The organism is Piscinibacter sp. (assembly GCF_050175855.1).
Taxonomy (GTDB): domain Bacteria; phylum Pseudomonadota; class Gammaproteobacteria; order Burkholderiales; family Burkholderiaceae_C; genus Piscinibacter.
Window position 1 is genome coordinate 1 of record NZ_JBFXIO010000066.1, and the last position, 15,378, is coordinate 15,378.

General features: G+C 70.9%; 15 protein-coding genes. 7 read left to right on the forward strand and 8 right to left on the reverse strand.

Annotated elements, in window-relative coordinates; translation table 11 throughout:
* The 4 genes from pyrF to bchE all read right to left on the reverse strand — a co-directional run.
* On the reverse strand, positions 1-389 hold a 389-nt coding region (gene pyrF / locus AB7U92_RS07485), incomplete at its 3' end, for an orotidine-5'-phosphate decarboxylase (RefSeq protein WP_428575554.1).
* A 16-nt stretch (positions 390-405) separates the two neighbouring features.
* On the reverse strand, positions 406-1,779 hold the full coding sequence (gene purB / locus AB7U92_RS07490) for an adenylosuccinate lyase (protein ID WP_428575555.1): 1,374 nt from the start codon (positions 1,777-1,779) through the stop codon (positions 406-408).
* Between the two features lie 56 nt (positions 1,780-1,835).
* Complete coding sequence (gene bchJ / locus AB7U92_RS07495; protein WP_428575556.1) at positions 1,836-2,441, reverse strand: bacteriochlorophyll 4-vinyl reductase; 606 nt, start codon at positions 2,439-2,441, stop codon at positions 1,836-1,838.
* Positions 2,438-4,090, reverse strand: a complete 1,653-nt coding sequence (bchE, locus tag AB7U92_RS07500) for a magnesium-protoporphyrin IX monomethyl ester anaerobic oxidative cyclase (protein ID WP_428575557.1) — start codon at positions 4,088-4,090, stop codon at positions 2,438-2,440. The genes bchJ and bchE overlap by 4 nt, the downstream gene beginning before the upstream one ends.
* A gap of 217 nt (positions 4,091-4,307) precedes the next feature.
* On the opposite strand from bchE, the gene AB7U92_RS07505 reads away from it, so the two are divergent.
* Genes AB7U92_RS07505 through AB7U92_RS07520 form a run of 4 tightly spaced genes read left to right on the forward strand, consistent with a single transcriptional unit; the run spans position 4,308 to position 8,861 of the window.
* Positions 4,308-5,303 carry a BMP family protein gene (locus tag AB7U92_RS07505; protein WP_428575558.1) on the forward strand — a complete coding sequence of 332 codons (996 nt, stop codon included), beginning with the start codon at positions 4,308-4,310 and terminating at the stop codon, positions 5,301-5,303.
* 9 nt (positions 5,304-5,312) lie between these two features.
* Entirely contained in the window at positions 5,313-6,869 is a 1,557-nt protein-coding gene (locus tag AB7U92_RS07510) for an ABC transporter ATP-binding protein (RefSeq protein WP_428575559.1), read from the forward strand.
* Complete coding sequence (locus AB7U92_RS07515; protein ID WP_428575560.1) at positions 6,859-7,920, forward strand: ABC transporter permease; 1,062 nt, start codon at positions 6,859-6,861, stop codon at positions 7,918-7,920. The genes AB7U92_RS07510 and AB7U92_RS07515 overlap by 11 nt, the downstream gene beginning before the upstream one ends.
* A gap of 2 nt (positions 7,921-7,922) precedes the next feature.
* Complete coding sequence (locus tag AB7U92_RS07520) at positions 7,923-8,861, forward strand: ABC transporter permease (RefSeq protein ID WP_428575561.1); 939 nt, start codon at positions 7,923-7,925, stop codon at positions 8,859-8,861.
* 6 nt (positions 8,862-8,867) lie between these two features.
* Here AB7U92_RS07520 and deoA read toward each other — a convergent pair whose 3' ends face one another.
* The gene (gene deoA / locus AB7U92_RS07525; protein WP_428575562.1) at positions 8,868-10,223 is read right to left on the reverse strand and encodes a thymidine phosphorylase; all 1,356 of its coding nucleotides are present in this window, start codon (positions 10,221-10,223) and stop codon (positions 8,868-8,870) included.
* Between the two features lie 157 nt (positions 10,224-10,380).
* Between deoA and AB7U92_RS07530 the strand changes: the two genes are divergently transcribed.
* Positions 10,381-11,097, forward strand: coding sequence for a glutathione S-transferase N-terminal domain-containing protein (locus AB7U92_RS07530; protein WP_428575563.1), 717 nt, complete (start codon positions 10,381-10,383; stop codon positions 11,095-11,097).
* Positions 11,098-11,100: 3 nt separating this feature from the next.
* On the opposite strand, the gene deoC is transcribed toward AB7U92_RS07530, so the two are convergent.
* The 3 genes from deoC to cdd are packed head-to-tail and all read right to left on the reverse strand — an operon-like array spanning position 11,101 to position 13,105.
* Positions 11,101-11,868, reverse strand: coding sequence for a deoxyribose-phosphate aldolase (gene deoC, locus AB7U92_RS07535; RefSeq protein ID WP_428575564.1), 768 nt, complete (start codon positions 11,866-11,868; stop codon positions 11,101-11,103).
* Entirely contained in the window at positions 11,868-12,686 is an 819-nt protein-coding gene (locus AB7U92_RS07540) for a purine-nucleoside phosphorylase (protein WP_428575565.1), read from the reverse strand. The genes deoC and AB7U92_RS07540 overlap by 1 nt, the downstream gene beginning before the upstream one ends.
* The gene (cdd, locus tag AB7U92_RS07545; RefSeq protein ID WP_428575566.1) at positions 12,683-13,105 is read right to left on the reverse strand and encodes a cytidine deaminase; all 423 of its coding nucleotides are present in this window, start codon (positions 13,103-13,105) and stop codon (positions 12,683-12,685) included. Before cdd ends, AB7U92_RS07540 begins: the two co-directional genes overlap by 4 nt.
* A gap of 90 nt (positions 13,106-13,195) precedes the next feature.
* Between cdd and AB7U92_RS07550 the strand changes: the two genes are divergently transcribed.
* Positions 13,196-14,458: a GTP cyclohydrolase II gene (locus AB7U92_RS07550; RefSeq protein ID WP_428575567.1), complete on the forward strand. Its 1,263-nt coding sequence runs from the start codon at positions 13,196-13,198 to the stop codon at positions 14,456-14,458.
* The coding region (locus AB7U92_RS07555) for a DUF1688 family protein (protein WP_428575568.1) at positions 14,451-15,378 on the forward strand (928 nt) is incomplete at its 3' end. The genes AB7U92_RS07550 and AB7U92_RS07555, both read left to right, overlap by 8 nt.

Below are 15,378 nucleotides of genomic sequence, written 5' to 3' on the forward strand. Positions count from 1 at the left end.
CCCGAATCGAAGCCCATGATGGGCGAGAGCGTCACCGCATCGGCCTGGTAGCGCTCGAAGGCCTCGCGCGCGTACTGCTCGGCGGTGCTGCCGATGTCGCCGCGCTTGGCGTCGAGGATCACCGGCACGCCGGGGGCTGCCTTGCGGATGTGGGCCATCAGCCGCTCGAGCTGGTCTTCGGCGCGCTGCGCGGCGAAGTACGCCACCTGCGGCTTGTAGGCCAGCACCAGGTCCTTCGTGGCGTCGACGATGGTGGCGCAGAAGTCGAAGATGCGCGAGGCGTCGTGCTGCCAGGCGCCGGGGAACTTCGAGGGCTCGGGGTCGAGCCCGACGCACAGCAGCGAGTCGTTGGCGCGTTCGGCGGCGGCGAGCTTGTCGGTGAACTTCATCGCGTGGTTCCCGGCTTCAGCCGCCCAGCCGTTTCGCCAGCGCCGCGGCGGCGCCGGTGTAGCTGCCCGGCGTCATCGCCTTCAGGCGCGCTCGCTCGGCCTCGGGCAGTTCCAGCGTGTCGATGAAGGCGGCGATGGCCTCGCGCGTGATGGCCTTGCCGCGCGTCAATTCCTTGAGGCGCTCGTAGGGGTTGGGCAGGCCGTAGCGGCGCATCACGGTCTGGATGGGCTCGGCGAGCACCTCCCAGGCGGCGTCGAGGTCGGCGGCGAGTGCCTCGCGGTTGATCTCCAGCTTGTCCAGGCCGCGCCCCAGCGAGTCGTAGCCGAGCACCGCGTAGCCGAGCGCCACGCCCATGTTGCGCAACACCGTGCTGTCGGTCAGGTCGCGCTGCCAGCGGCTGATCGGCAGCTTCTGCGAGAGGTGCGCAAGCAGCGCATTGGCCAGGCCGAAGTTGCCTTCGGCATTCTCGAAGTCGATCGGGTTGACCTTGTGCGGCATGGTCGACGAGCCGATCTCGCCTTCCTTGGTGCGCTGCTTGAAGTAGCCCAGGCTCACGTAGCCCCAGACGTCACGCGACCAGTCGATCAGGATGGTGTTGGTGCGGGTGACGGCGTCGAACAGCTCGGCCATCCAGTCGTGCGGCTCGATCTGGATGGTGTACGGGTTGAACGTGAGGCCAAGCTGCTGCTCGACCACCTTGCGGCTGAAGCCTTCCCAGTCGAACCCGGGCCAGGCGGCGAGGTGCGCGTTGTAGTTGCCCACCGCGCCGTTCATCTTGGCCAGCAGCTTCACCTCGGCGATGCGGCCGCGCGCATGCGCCAGGCGCGCCACCACGTTGGCAATCTCCTTGCCCACGGTCGTCGGGCTGGCGGTCTGGCCGTGGGTGCGGCTGAGCATGGGCACGTCGGCGAGCTCGTGGGCCATCGTGGTGAGCTTGGCCACGATGCGGTCGAGCGCGGGCAGGACCACCTCGGCACGCGCTGCCTTGAGCATCAGCGCATGGCTGGTGTTGTTGATGTCCTCGCTGGTGCAGGCGAAGTGCACGAACTCGCCGGCGGCCTTCAGCTCGGCGTGGTTCTCCAGGCGGCTCTTGATCCAGTACTCCACCGCCTTGACGTCGTGGTTGGTCGTGCGCTCGATGTCCTTGATGGCCTGCGCGTCGGCCTCGGAGAAGCGTGCCACCAGGCCACGCAGCAGGCCACGCGCGGCTTCGGTCAGCGGCCTGAACTCGGCGAAGCCGGCATCCGACAGCGCGATGAACCACTCCACCTCGACCTGCACGCGCCGGTGCATCAGGCCGTATTCGGAGAGCAGCGGGCGCAGGGCGGCGACCTTGGCGGCATAGCGGCCGTCGAGCGGGGACAGGGCGGTGAGGGCGGACAGGTTCATGGCGCCCCGATTCTAGGTGGCGCCCCTGACGGGCCCGTGACGCGGCGGGCGCGGCGCTACCAGCGCAGCTCGAAGCGGCAGGCGTCGTCGCCGCGTGCCTCGCAGTGGGTCTCGGTCACCTGCGTGGCGGGGTGCACCAGCACGCGGAACAGGTGCTCGAAGGTGGCGGCGTAGTAGTCGCACACCGGGTGGTCGCTGGCCTGGCCGCGGCACAGCGGGTTGTCGCGGATCGTCAGCCGCACCGGCCGGCCGGCCACCGCCTCGAATCGGCCGCTGCCGGCGAAGGTCCAGGCGTGGCGGGTGATGGCTTTGAGCAGCACGCGGCTGGCCAGCGGCGCCGGCAGCACGCGCAGCAGTGCCTGCACCGGCTTCGGGATGCGGTGCGCGAGCAGGTAGTCGGCGGTGGCGACGCCGGCCTCGCGCGAGACCTCGGCGGCCAGCCGGTCGCCGAGCGCGCTGCGCAGCTGCACGTGCAGGCGGCGGGCCTCGGCCTCGTCGACCATCGCGCTCGGCGGCTCGGCGAAGTACGGCGCGAGGCCCGCTGCCGCGTACAGGCGTGCGGCGGTGGCCGCACCGAGCCGCCGCTGCAACACCTCGCCGACGCGGATGATCGCGTTGGGCCCGATCCGGCCGATGGTTCCGGCCGTCGTGCGCACGCTCACACCCGCGCCGCCATGTCGTCGCTGAGCTGCTCGGTGCCGCCGCCGCAGGCCATGGCGGCCTTGGCAATCTCGAAGTTCTCCTCGCCCTTGCGGCGGCGCATGTCGATCTTCGGCCCGTGCATGGTCACCCAGCCGTCGTCGACGCGGGACAGCGCATCGGCGGTGTCGGCCTCGATGCGGCGGCTCTCGTCGAAGCCGAACTGCACCGTCTTCTTGGTCTGCGGGCCCCAGTAGCCCACGCGCCCGAGGTCGTAGAACTTGCGCTCGAAGCCGCTCTTGGCAAAGGCCTTCAGGCAGCCCATCAGGTACTTGCGGCGCTGCCTGTCCCTGGTGAACGGGTACTGGAAGAACGCCTTGTTGAAGAAGAAGCGGCGGTAGTTGTTCATCACCCGGTCGAGCAGCTCGCCGCGGTCCATCGCGTCGGGCTTCATGATCGGCGTCACGAAGTTGTACTTCTCGAAGTCGAACACCTCGACCTTCTCGCCGAGCTCCTGGAACAGGTCGCTGAACGGCCAGGGCGTGTACATCGCCCAGTTGGCCATGTCGGGGTTCCAGTCGCGCGCCATGCGGTAGGTCTCTTCCAGCGTCTCGGCCGTCTCGTTCTCCAGGCCGACGATGAACTGCGCCTCGGTGACGATGCCGGCGTCCTTCAGGAGCTGGATCGCCTTCTTGTTCTGAGCGATCGTCGTCTCCTTGTTGAAGCGGTCGAGCTTGAGCTGCGCGGCCGCCTCGGTGCCCAGCGACACGTGGATCAGCCCGGCCTCGCGGAACAGCGGCAGCAGCTTCTCGTCGCGCAGGATGTCGGTCACGCGGGTGTTGATGCCCCACAGCACGTCGAGCTTGCGCTTGATGAGCTCCTCGCAGAACTGGATGAACTTCTTGCGGTGGATGGTCGGTTCTTCGTCGGCGAGGATGAAGAAGCCGACGTCGTGGTTCTTCACCAGGTTCTCGATCTCGTCGACCACCTTGATCGGATCGCGCACGCGGTAGTCGCGCCAGAACTTCCACTGGCTGCAGAAGCTGCAGGTGAACGGGCAGCCGCGCGCGAAGTTCGGGATCGCCACGCGCCGGTTCATCGGGATGTAGATGTACTTGCCCCAGTCGAGGATCGACCAGTCGGGCGCGACGCGGTCGAGGTCCTCGATGGTCGGCTCGGCCGGCGTGGCGATGACCTTGCCCTCGCCGTCGGCGAAGGCGATGCCGCGCACGCCGTTGCGGTCGCGCGCGAAGCTGCCGTCGTCGACCGCGCGCACCAGGTTGAGGAAGACCTGCTCGCCTTCGCCGCGCACGATGGCATCGATCCACGGCGCTTCCTTCAGCACCTGCGGGTACATGAAGGTGCCATGGATGCCGCCGAGCACCGTCACGATGGCCGGGTTCACCTCCTTGGCGATCTGCAGCAGCCGCTCGGCCTTGTAGATCGCCGGCGTGATCGCGGTGCAGCCGACGATGTCGGGCCGCAGCTCGACGATCTTCGCGCGCACCTGCTCCTCGTCGAGGTGGTGCGTCATCGCATCGACGAAGGTGATGTCGTGGTAGCCGCCGTGCTTCAGGTAGCCCGTCAGGTACGCCACCCACGCGGGCGGCCAGTTGCCGGCGATCTCGGCCCCGCCCGAGTGGTAGTTGGGGTGCATCAGCAGGATACGCATGGGAACTCCGGGGACGTTGACGGATGCTGCCAACGTACGCCCGGGGGCGGCCTGCCGATTTGCGTTGTGTCAACTTCACTTGACACAAGCCATGTCGGGCAAACCCGACCGCCGCGGCGGATCCGGCTGCGGGTTGTCTCGCTCGGAACGGCTCTTGCTACGGCGGCAGAATCGGTGCACCGCACCTGCCCGACGAACCCCCTACCAAGGAGCTCTCATGCCGCTGAATCGCCGCCGCACCCTGGCCGCCACCGTCTCCGCCCTCGCCCTGGCGGCCACCGGCCCCGTCTTCGCCCAGGCCAAGCTGAAGGTCGCCGCGATCTACACCGTGCCGGTGGAGCAGCAGTGGGTCAGCCGCATCGACAAGGCGCTCAAGGCGGCCGTGGCGCGCGGCGAGATCGAGTACGTGTTCAGCGAGAACGTCGCCAACGCCGACTACGAGCGCGTGATGCGCGGCTACGCCGAGAAGGGCCACACGCTGATCGTCGGCGAGAGCTTCGCCGTCGAGGCCGCCGCGCGCAAGGTGGCCAAGGACTACCCCAAGGTCAGCTTCCTGATGGGCAGCTCGGGCAAGCCGCAGGCGCCCAACTTCAGCGTGTTCGACAACTACATCCAGGAGCCCGCCTACCTCACCGGCATGATCGCCGGCGGCATGAGCAAGAGCAACAAGATCGGCATGGTCGGCGGCTTCCCGATTCCTGAGGTGAACCGCCTGATGAATGCCTTCATGGCCGGCGCGAAGGAAGTCAACCCGAAGGTCGAGTTCATGGTCACCTTCATCAACAGCTGGTTCGACCCGCCCAAGGCCAAGGAGGCCGCCTTCGCGATGATCGACAAGGGCGCCGACGTGATGTACGCCGAGCGCTTCGGCGTCAGCGACGCCGCCAAGGAGCGCAAGGTGCTGGCCATCGGCAACGTGATCAACACGCAGGACAAGTACCCGGAGACGGTGGTCGCCTCGGCGCTGTGGAACATGGAGCCGACCATCGACCTGGCCATCAAGAACGTGAAAGCCGGCAGCTTCAAGGCCGAGGACTACGGCATCTACTCGACCATGAAGTACAAGGGCAGCGAGATGGCGCCGCTGGGCACCTTCGAGGGGAAGGTGCCGGCTGACCTGGCCGCCAAGGTGAAGGCCAAGGAGCAGGCCATCCGCGACGGCAAGTTCGCGGTCAAGGTCGACGACAACCAGCCCAAGCCCACCGCGAAGTAAGCACAGCGCTTGGACTCGCCTGTCCTGCGGCTGCGTGGCATCACCAAGCGCTTCGGCAGCCTCGTCGCCAACGACGGCATCTCGCTGGACCTCGACCGCGGCGAGGTGCTGGCGCTGCTCGGCGAGAACGGCGCCGGCAAGAGCACGCTGGTGTCCATCCTGTTCGGCCACTACCTGGCCGACGCCGGCACGATCGAGGTCGACGGCCGGCCGCTGCCGCCCGGCCAGCCGAAGGCCGCGCTGGCCAGCGGCATCGGCATGGTGCACCAGCACTTCACGCTGGCCGACAACCTCTCGGTGCTCGACAACGTGATGCTCGGCACCGAGCCGCTGTGGCAGCCGTTCTCGCGGCGCGCCGCGGCGCGCGCACGGCTGCTCGAGGCGGCGCAGCGCTTCGGGCTGCAGGCCGACCCGGACGCGCGTGTCGGCGATCTCTCGGTGGGCCAGCGCCAGCGCGTGGAGATCCTCAAGGCGCTGGTGCGCGGCGCGCGCATCCTCATCCTCGACGAACCCACCGCGGTGCTCACACCGCAGGAGAGCGAGTCGCTCTTCGCCACGCTGGCGCAGCTGGTGGCCTCCGGCCTGTCGGTGATCTTCATCAGCCACAAGCTCGACGAGGTGCTGCGTGTGTCGCACCGCGTCGCCGTGCTGCGCAGTGGCCGACTGGTGGCCGACCTGCCCGCCGCCGGCGCCGACAAGGCGATGCTCGCCGAGGCGATGGTCGGCCGAGCGGTGGCGCCGGCCACCAAGCGGGCGCATGCGCGCGGCGCCGTCGCCGTGGAACTGCGCGGCGTGACGCTGCGCGGCCGCGGTGCCCGGCCGTTGCTCGACGCCGTCGACCTCACGCTGCACGCCGGCGAGCTGGTGGCGGTGGCCGGTGTGTCGGGCAACGGCCAGGAGGCGCTGGCCGAGCTGCTGTGCGGGCTGCACGCACCCGACGCCGGCACGCTGGCCATCGGCGGCCGCGCGCTGCCGGCCTCGCCGCGGGCCTTCGTCGAGGCCGGCATCGCGCGCATCCCGGAAGACCGCCACGCCGTGGGCGTCATCGGCGACCTCCCGCTGTGGGAGAACGCCGTGCTGGAGCGCTACGCTTCGTCGGCATTCGCCCGCTTCGGCGTGGTGCGCCGCGCGCGGGCGATGGCGCATGCAAAGGGCCTGGTCGAACGCTTCGACGTGCGCGGCACTGAAGCCGCCGGGCTGCAGACAACGACGCGGTCGCTGTCCGGCGGCAACATGCAGAAGATGATCCTCGGGCGTGCCCTGGCCGGCGACCCCGATGCCTCCGCCACGCCGCCGCTGATCGTCGCCCACCAGCCCACCTGGGGCCTGGACATCGGCGCGGTGGCCTACGTGCACCAGCAGCTGCTCGACGCCTGCGCCGCCGGTAGCGCTGTGCTGCTGATCAGCGAAGACCTCGACGAGATCTTCGCGCTGGCCGACCGCATCGCGGTGATGCACCACGGGCGGCTCGGTCCGGCGAGGCCGGCGGCCGACTGGACGCTGGCCAGCATCGGCCTGGCCATGGCCGGCGGCGCCACCGACGTGAAGGCCGCCCATGCAGCTTGAGCGCCGCGCCGCCGTGCCGCGCGCGCTGCTGATCGGCGCGCCGGTGGCGGCCATCATCGTCACGCTGGCCATCACCTCGCTGCTGGTGGCCTGGGCCGGGGCGCCGGTGGGCCGGGCCTATGCGTTGCTGCTCGAAGGCGGCTTCGGCTCGCGCTTCGCCTGGACCGAGACCCTCACCCGCGCCACGCCGCTGATCCTCACCGGGCTGGCGGCGGCGGTGGCGTTCCGCGCGCGCCTGTTCAACATCGGCGGCGAAGGCCAGCTCTACGCCGGGGCGCTGGCCGCGGTGGCGGTGGGTGGGCTGCATGGCGGCACCGGCTTCGAGGCCAGCCCGTGGCTGCTGTTCCCGCTGATGCTGGCCGCGGCCATGCTCGCCGGTGCGCTGCTGCTGCTCGGGCCTGCACTGGCCAAGGCGCGGCTGGGCGTCGACGAGGTGGTGACCACGCTGCTCTTGAACTTCATCGTGCTGCTGTTCGTCTCGGCCATGCTCGACGGGCCGATGAAGGACAGCCTGGCGATGGGCTGGCCGCAGAGCGTGGCGATCCAGGATGCGCTGCAGCTCGGCAAGCTGATCGAGCGCAGCCGCGTGCACACCGGGCTGCTGTGGGCGCTGGCCGCGGCCTTGCTGCTGTGGGGGCTGCTGGCGCGCACCACCCTGGGCTTCGAGATCCGCGCCGTGGGCGCCAATGCCCGCGCCGCCGCTTTCGCCGGCATGCCGGTGGGTTGGGTGCAGGTGAAGGTGGCGCTGCTGTCCGGCGCGCTGGCCGGGCTGGCTGGCGCCATCGAGGTCGCCGGCCGCGCCGGCTACGTCACGCTGGACATGTCGCCGGGCTACGGCTACTCCGGCATCGTGATCGCGATGCTGGCGGCGCTGCATCCGCTGGGCGTGGTGGCCGCCGCGGTGTTCGTCGCCGGCATCCTGGTCGGCGCAGACAGCATGAGCCGCGCCGTCAACGTGCCGACCTACATCGCCGACGTGATCGTCGCGGTGTCGCTGATCGCCGTGCTGGTCGCCACGATGCTGACCCAGTACCGCCTGCGCTGGCGCTGATCATGTTCGCCGAGACCCTCGACCTGCTCGCCTCCGCGCCCTTCTGGGTGGCGGTGCTGCGCATCGCCTCGCCGCTCATCCTCGGCACGCTGGGCGTGCTGCTGTGCGAGCGCGCCGGCGTGCTCAACCTCGGCATCGAAGGGATCATGGTGGCCGGCGCCTTCACCGGCTGGCTCGCCGTGTACCAGGGCGCGCCGCTGTGGCTGGGTGTGCTCGCCGCGGCGGCCACCGGCGCGGCCTTCGGGCTGCTGCATGCGCTGCTGACCGTGAACCTGGCGCTGTCGCAGCACGTGGCCGGGCTGGGCATCACGCTGCTGGCCACCAGCCTGGCGAGCTATGCCTACCGCGTCAGCTTCCCGAAGGTGGACAGCCCGCCGACCATCCAGCCCTTCGCACCGATGGAGTGGCTGCCGCTGCCGGTGCTGAACGCGCAGACGCCGCTGACCCTGCTGGCTCTGCTGCTGGTGCCGGCGATCGCCTGGGCGCTCCACCGCACGCCGGCCGGCCTCGCGTTGCGCATGGTCGGCGAGAACCCGGCGGCGGCGGAAGGGCAGGGTCTGTCGGTGGCCGGCGTGCGCACGGCGGCACTCGTCGCCGGCTCGGCGCTGATGGGCGTGGCCGGCGCCTTCCTCACGCTGTCGGCCTTCAACGCCTTCTACTTCAACATGGTCAACGGCCGCGGCTGGGTCTGCGTGGCGCTGGTGGTGTTCGCCTCGTGGCGGCCGGGCAAGGCGCTGATCGGCGCGCTGCTGTTCGCCTTCTTCGATGCGCTGCAGTTGCGCCTGCAGCAGGCCGGCGGTGGCGTCTTCGGGCTGGAAGTGCCGTACCAGTTCTACCTGATGCTGCCCTACGCGATGGCCATCGTGGCGCTGGTGGTGGTGGCGCGCCGCGCGGCCTACCCGCAGGCGCTGATGAAGCCCTACCGCAAGGGCGAGCGTTAGCGCAACTCAGCCCGCGCGCCCCGGCCGCCCGACCACGCTGCGCAGCACCGGCGGGTTCGGCAGTGCCGGGCCGTCGTGGATCTGCACCGCGTCGCGCAGGGTGAGCAGCGCCGCATCGGCCGAGGCCGCGCTGGCGGCGTGCACGCGCAGCAGCGCGTCGCCGGCCTTCACCGCCGTGCCCAGCGGCAACAGCCGGGTGATGCCCACACGCGGGTCGACCGTGTCGCTGGCACGGCGTCGCCCGCCGCCCAGCGCCACGATCGCCAGCCCGATCTGCCGGGTGTCCATCGCGCCGAAGACGCCGCTGCACGGCGCGGCCAGCACGCGGTGCACCGGCGCGGCAGGCAGGTGGGCGCCGCCGCGCGCGAGCACGTTCGTCGGCCCGCCGAGGCCCGCCACCATGCGCTCGAAGCGCTCGGCCGCGCTGCCGTCGTCGAGCGCGCGCAGCGCCTGCTGCTCGCCCTTGGCCGGCGAGGTCGCCAGGCCGCCGAGCCACAGCATGCGGCCTGCCAGCGCCAGCGTCAGCTGCAGCAGCCGCGGCTCGCGCGCCGCGCCGGTGAGGAAGTCGATCGCCTCGCGCACCTCCACCGCATTGCCGGCGGTGGTGCCGAGCACCTGGTTCATGTCGGTGATCAGCGCCTGCGTGGGCAGGCCCGAACCCACCGCCACCTCGACCAGGCTGCGCGCCAGCGTATCGGCGCTGTGCGCATCGGTGCAGAAGGCGCCGTTGCCGAGCTTCACGTCCATCACCAGCGCGTCGAGCCCGGCGGCGAGCTTCTTCGACAGGATGCTCGCGGTGATCAGCGGCACCGACTCCACCGTCGACGTGACGTCGCGGATCGCATACAGGCGCCGGTCGGCCGGCGCGATGCGCGCGCTGGCGCCGACGATGGCGCAGCCGGCGTCGCGCAGCACGCGAACGAGCGTCGTCCGCCGCGGCGTCACGGTGTAGCCGGGCAGGGCCTCGAGCTTGTCGAGCGTGCCGCCGGTGTGGCCCAGGCCGCGTCCCGAGACCATCGGCACCACGCCGCCGCAGGCGGCCACCAGCGGCGCGAGCACCAGGCTGGTCTTGTCGCCCACGCCGCCGGTCGAGTGCTTGTCGAGCAGCGGCCCGTTCAGCTTGGCGCGCGACCAGTCGAGCCGGTCGCCCGAATCGGTCATCGCCTGGGTGAGCGCCACGCACTCCTCGCGGCTCATGCCGCGCAGGCACACGGCCATGGCGAAGGCGGCGATCTGGCCCTCGCTCCACGAACGATCGACGAGGCCGCGCACGAAGGCCTGCACCTCGGCAGCATCGAGCCGCTGGGCGCGGACCTTGCGGCGGATGATTTCCTGCGCAAGCATCGGTTGGTAGCGGGTCATGCGCCGGAGGGATCGAGAGCGCCGGGCATGCTTCGTGTTTATGGGCGTTGACCCCATTCTCTGCAAAGTCGGCGTTCCTGTCGCCCCTTTGAACGCGCGGCGTCGTGAACCGTGTGTTGCGCACAATGTCATGCATCACGGCTCCCGCGAACTTGACATGACCGATCTCAGCGCCTTCCCGATCACCCGCAAATGGCCCGCGCGCCACCCCGAGCGGCTGCAGCTGTACTCGCTGCCCACGCCCAACGGCGTGAAGGTATCGATCCTGCTCGAGGAGCTGGGACTGCCCTACGAGCCGCATCTGGTGAGCTTCGACAAGAACGACCAGCTCAGCCCGGAGTTCCTGTCGCTCAACCCGAACAACAAGATCCCGGCGATCATCGACCCCGACGGACCGGGCGGCCGGCCGCTGGCGCTGTTCGAGTCGGGCGCGATCCTGGTCTACCTGGCCGAGAAGACCGGTCGCTTCCTGCCGGCGGACCCGGCGTCTCGCTACCAGACGCTGCAGTGGGTGATGTTCCAGATGGGCGGCGTCGGGCCGATGTTCGGCCAGCTCGGCTTCTTCCACAAGTTCGCCGGCAAGGACTACGAGGACAAGCGCCCGCGCGACCGCTACGTGGCCGAGTCGCGCCGTTTGCTCGAGGTGCTCGACCAGCACCTGGCCGGCCGCGACTGGATCATGGGTGCCGAGTACACCATCGCCGATATCGCGATGTGGCCCTGGGTGAACAACCTCGTCGGCTTCTATGGTGCCGGCGAACTGGTGGGCTTTGCCGACTTCGCCAATGTCAAGCGCGTGCTCGACGCCTTCCTCGCGCGGCCGGCGGTGCAGCGCGGGCTGAAGATCCCGGCCCGGCCGGCCCCGGCCGCCTGATCGTCAGTAGCCGCTGCCCGCCCGGCCGGCTTGGCCGGCCAGCACCGCCTCGATGTCGTCGAGCAGCGCGCTGGCGCCGATGCGAAAGCGCTGCGGCGTGAGCGCGTCGCGGCCGAGCAGTTCCTCGACGAGATCGAGGTAGACCGCCGCGTCGGCCATGCGGCGTACACCGCCCGAGGCCTTGAACCCCACGTGCATGGCGGCCGTCGCATCCGCGGCGATCGCTGCGAGCATCACCCGCGCGGCCTCGGGCGTGGCGCCGATCGGCGTCTTGCCGGTGCTGGTCTTGAGGAAGTCGGCACCCTGGGCGATCGCCAGGCGCGCGGCGCGGTCGATCAGCGCGGGCTGCCCGAGCTCACCACTTTCGAGGATGACCTTCAGCACGAGGCCCTCGCACTCGCGCCGCACGGCGCGCAGCAGCGACGCGGCGGCCGCCTCGTCGCCGGCAGCCAGGGCGCGCCAGGGCAGCACCACGTCGACCTCCTGCGCACCGGCAGCGGCGATCTGTGCGGTATCGCGCACGGCACCTTCGACGTCGCTGCCGCCGTCGGGGAAGTTGGCCACTGCGGCCACCGCCACGCCGGCCGGCGCGTGCGCCAGCGCGCAGGCCGCGAGGCGAGGCCACACGCACAGCGCCGCGACGCGCCCCGGCGCGGCCGCGGCACGCCCGGCCAGGCGCTGCACCTCGGCCTCGGTGTCGGCGTCGCCGAGCGTGGTCAGGTCCAGGCAGGCGAGTGCCAGCCTTGCGGCCTCGGCCGGCGTGCGCGCCATCACGGCACCAGCGAGGCGATCACCGCCTCGAGCAGGTCGGCCGCCAGCGGCGCCACCGCCGCGGCCACGCCCAGCGTGTTGGCATGGCTCAGCCGTTCGGCCTGCAGCCCGCAGCCCATGTTGGTGAACAGCGAGAAGGCCAGCACGCGCAGGCCGGCGTGGCGCGCGAGGATGGTCTCCGGCACCGTGCTCATGCCCACCGCCTGCGCGCCCAGGCGCTGCAGCATGCGGATCTCCGCCGGTGTCTCGAACTGCGGGCCGAGCACCCAGGCGTACACGCCCTCGTGCAGCGTGATGCCGCGGCGCTGCGCCGTGGCGAGGGCCTGCGCGCGCAGCGCGGGGTCATAGGCGTAGCGCAGGTCGACGAAGCGCTCCGCGCCGGTCTCGTGCAGCAGCGGCGAGCGCTGCACGAGATTGAGATGGTCGGACACCAGCATCAGCTCGCCGGGGCGCATGCGCTCGTCGAGGCTGCCGGCGGCGTTGGTCTGCACCAGCAGCTCGACGCCGGCGGCGGCCAGCGCTGCGATGGCGCCCTTCATCGCCGCCGGATCGCCACCCTCGTAGGCGTGGCGCCGGCCGCTGAGCACCGCCACTTCGTGTGTGCCGATGCGGCCGAGCACCACCTCGCCCGTGTGGCCGGCCACGCCGGTGTCGGGGAAGCCGGGCAGGGCCGCATAGGGCAGGTGCAGCGGGTCGGCCACGCGCTGCGCCAGCGCGCCCCAGCCGGAACCGAGCAGCACGGCGATGCGCGGCCGGCGGTGGTGGGCCAGCAGCAGCGCCGCGCAGCGGTCGGCCTGCTCGACGTTCAGACGACTCATCGGGGACCCAGGTGATCCGGCCCGAAGCTCGCCGGCAGCAGCTCGCCGAGCGCGTGCCGCGCGACCACGGCGTGCGCATCGGCCGACCACACCGGCACGCCGTCATCGGCGAACTCGCGCAGCTTCTGCCGGCAACCGCCGCAGGGCGTCACCGCCTGTGTGCTGTCGGCCGCCACCAGCGCGGCGCGCACCCGCGTGCCGCCGGCCAGCACCAGCGCCCCCAGCGCCATGGCCTCGGCGCACAGGCCCTCGGGGTAGGCGGCGTTCTCGACGTTGCAGCCGCTGTGGATGCGGCCGTGCTCGTCGAGCAGCGCGGCACCAACGGCGAAGTTGGAGTAGGGCGCGTAGGCGCGCGATCGTGCCGCCAGCGCGGCAGCGAGCAGGTGCGGCAGCTGCCGCTCGGGGGTCGTGTCGTCCAAGGCCGGGATTCTTCGGGTGGGCCCGAGATTCTGCGCCAGCATGGCGCTTGCAGAGCTATGCTGTCTCAACACCACTGGAGTCGCGTTCGCATGGCCACCGACAACGCCGCCCCCGGCGCGCGCCACATCCGACTGACCTCCCACCCCGGCCAGGGCGCCACCGGCGCGCCGGCCCTGCACTGGGGTGCGGCCGATGCGCTGGAGCGCGGCCCGGTGGTCGGCACCACCAGCAATCGCAGCCAGCGCAACGTGATCGGCACGCACAGCGGCAGCTATGGCGTCTATCGCGCGCTGGCCGTCGCCGCGGGCAATCTCGTCAAGGGTCACCGCGCCGACCTGACCAACACCGCACCCACCGACGCCATCGGGCCGTACGAACAGTGGGGCGACGCGGAGAAGATCGTCTCCATCGACCCCTGGGGCGCCTCGGTGCAGACGGTGTTCGCCGACTACCTCGAGGCCGGCTACGACATCCGCCCGACCATCGCCGTGACCAAGGCGCACATCCACCTCCCGGAGATCAAGCAGGCGCTGGCCTTCCAGCGCCTGCAGGTCGACGGCACCTTCCTGCTCGAGGACAGTTCGGCGGCCGTCACCAAGATCGCCATCGAGCCGGTGTGGTGGCTGCCCGGCGTGGCCAAGCGCTTCAACGTGAGCGAGGCCGACCTGCGCCGCGCGCTCTTCGAGGAGACCGGCGGCATGTATCCCGAGCTGGTCACGCGCAGCGACCTCGAGGTTTTTCTGCCGCCCATCGGCGGGCAGACGCTGTACGTGTTCGGCAACGTGCGCGACCTGGCGAATCCGGAGGTCACGCTCACCGCGCGCGTGCACGACGAGTGCAACGGCTCCGACGTGTTCGGCTCCGACATCTGCACCTGCCGGCCCTACCTGACGCATGCCATCGAGGAGTGCATCCAGGGCGCGCAGAAGGGCGGCGTCGGCCTGATCGCCTACAGCCGCAAGGAAGGCCGGGCGCTCGGCGAGGTGACCAAGTTTCTCGTCTACAACGCGCGCAAGCGCCAGGAGGGCGGCGACCGCGCCGACAAGTATTTCCTGCGAACCGAATGCGTGGCCGGCGTGCAGGACATGCGCTTCCAGGAGCTGATGCCCGACGTGCTGCACTGGCTGGGCATCCGCAGGATCCACCGGCTGGTCTCGATGAGCAACGACAAGTACGACGCCATCACCGGCAGCGGTATCGAGGTGGGCGAGCGCGTGAAGATCCCGGATGCGCTGGTGCCCGCCGACGCGAAGGTGGAGATCGAGGCGAAGATCGCCGCAGGCTACTTCACCGACGGCTCGGTGCCGGATGCGGAACGTCTGGCGTCGGTCAAGGGGCGCGGGCTTGAGTGAGATCGACGCCGCCGTCCGCACCCTGCGCGACCCGGCGACGATCCGCACGCGCTGCGCGGCGATCACCGCGCACGTGGCCGACGGGCGCTCCGATCACTTCACGCTCGACCGCACGAAGCTCGGCGCGGTGGCCGATCGCATCGCCACGCTGACGCGCTCGCGCTTCCCCGACCTGAAGATCCCGTACCACAGCCGCTGGCGCCACTTCGAGGCCGGCGGCATCGATCGCAAGGCCGAGCTCGATGCGAAGCTCGCCGGCCGCAGCACCGTGGCGATGGCGCGCGCGCGCATCGACCTCGCGCTGGTCAGCGTGCTGCTCGATGCCGGTGCCGGGCCCGACTGGCGCTACCGCGAGGCCGGGAGCGGCCCGTCCTTCGGCCGCAGCGAAGGGCTGGGCGTGGCCAGCTTCCGCGCCTTCCTGGCCGGGCGCTTCTCGTCGGATCCTGGCGACCCCTGCCGTGTCGATGCGCCGGCCCTGCTGAAACTCGACGCCGCGGCGCTGGCCGACATCTTCCAGGTGCGCGCGGACAATCCGCTGGTCGGTCTCGACGGCCGTGCCGCGCTGATGAACCGGCTCGGCGAGGCGCTGCGCGCGCAGCCGCAGACCTTCACCTCGATCGGCCAGCCCGGCCACCTGTTCGATGCGCTGACGCATCACCCGCATGCGCCGCGGCTGCACCACCACCATCCGCAGCCCGCGCCGCTTCATCATCACGTGCAGGCCTCGCGCATCCTCGGCGCGCTGCTCGAGGCCTTCAGCGGCATCTGGCCCAGCGGGCAGGTCTTCCACGGCGTTCCGCTCGGCGATGCCTGGCCGCATCCGGCGGCCGGGGGCGAAGGCGCGAGCGCCGGCTGGGTGCCCTTCCACAAGCTCAGCCAGTGGCTGAGCTACTCGCTGCTCGAGCCCTTCGAGTGGGCGG

Coding starts and splice junctions, on each gene's coding strand:
- deoC (WP_428575564.1), bottom strand. CDS start 11,868: ATGGCGCGCACGCCGGCCGAGGCCGCAAGGCTGGCACTCGCCTGCCTG.
- AB7U92_RS07540 (WP_428575565.1), bottom strand. CDS start 12,686: ATGAGTCGTCTGAACGTCGAGCAGGCCGACCGCTGCGCGGCGCTGCTG.
- purB (WP_428575555.1), bottom strand. CDS start 1,779: ATGAACCTGTCCGCCCTCACCGCCCTGTCCCCGCTCGACGGCCGCTAT.
- deoA (WP_428575562.1), bottom strand. CDS start 10,223: ATGACCCGCTACCAACCGATGCTTGCGCAGGAAATCATCCGCCGCAAG.
- AB7U92_RS07505 (WP_428575558.1), top strand. CDS start 4,308: ATGCCGCTGAATCGCCGCCGCACCCTGGCCGCCACCGTCTCCGCCCTC.
- AB7U92_RS07550 (WP_428575567.1), top strand. CDS start 13,196: ATGGCCACCGACAACGCCGCCCCCGGCGCGCGCCACATCCGACTGACC.
- AB7U92_RS07530 (WP_428575563.1), top strand. CDS start 10,381: ATGACCGATCTCAGCGCCTTCCCGATCACCCGCAAATGGCCCGCGCGC.
- bchE (WP_428575557.1), bottom strand. CDS start 4,090: ATGCGTATCCTGCTGATGCACCCCAACTACCACTCGGGCGGGGCCGAG.
- AB7U92_RS07515 (WP_428575560.1), top strand. CDS start 6,859: ATGCAGCTTGAGCGCCGCGCCGCCGTGCCGCGCGCGCTGCTGATCGGC.
- AB7U92_RS07520 (WP_428575561.1), top strand. CDS start 7,923: ATGTTCGCCGAGACCCTCGACCTGCTCGCCTCCGCGCCCTTCTGGGTG.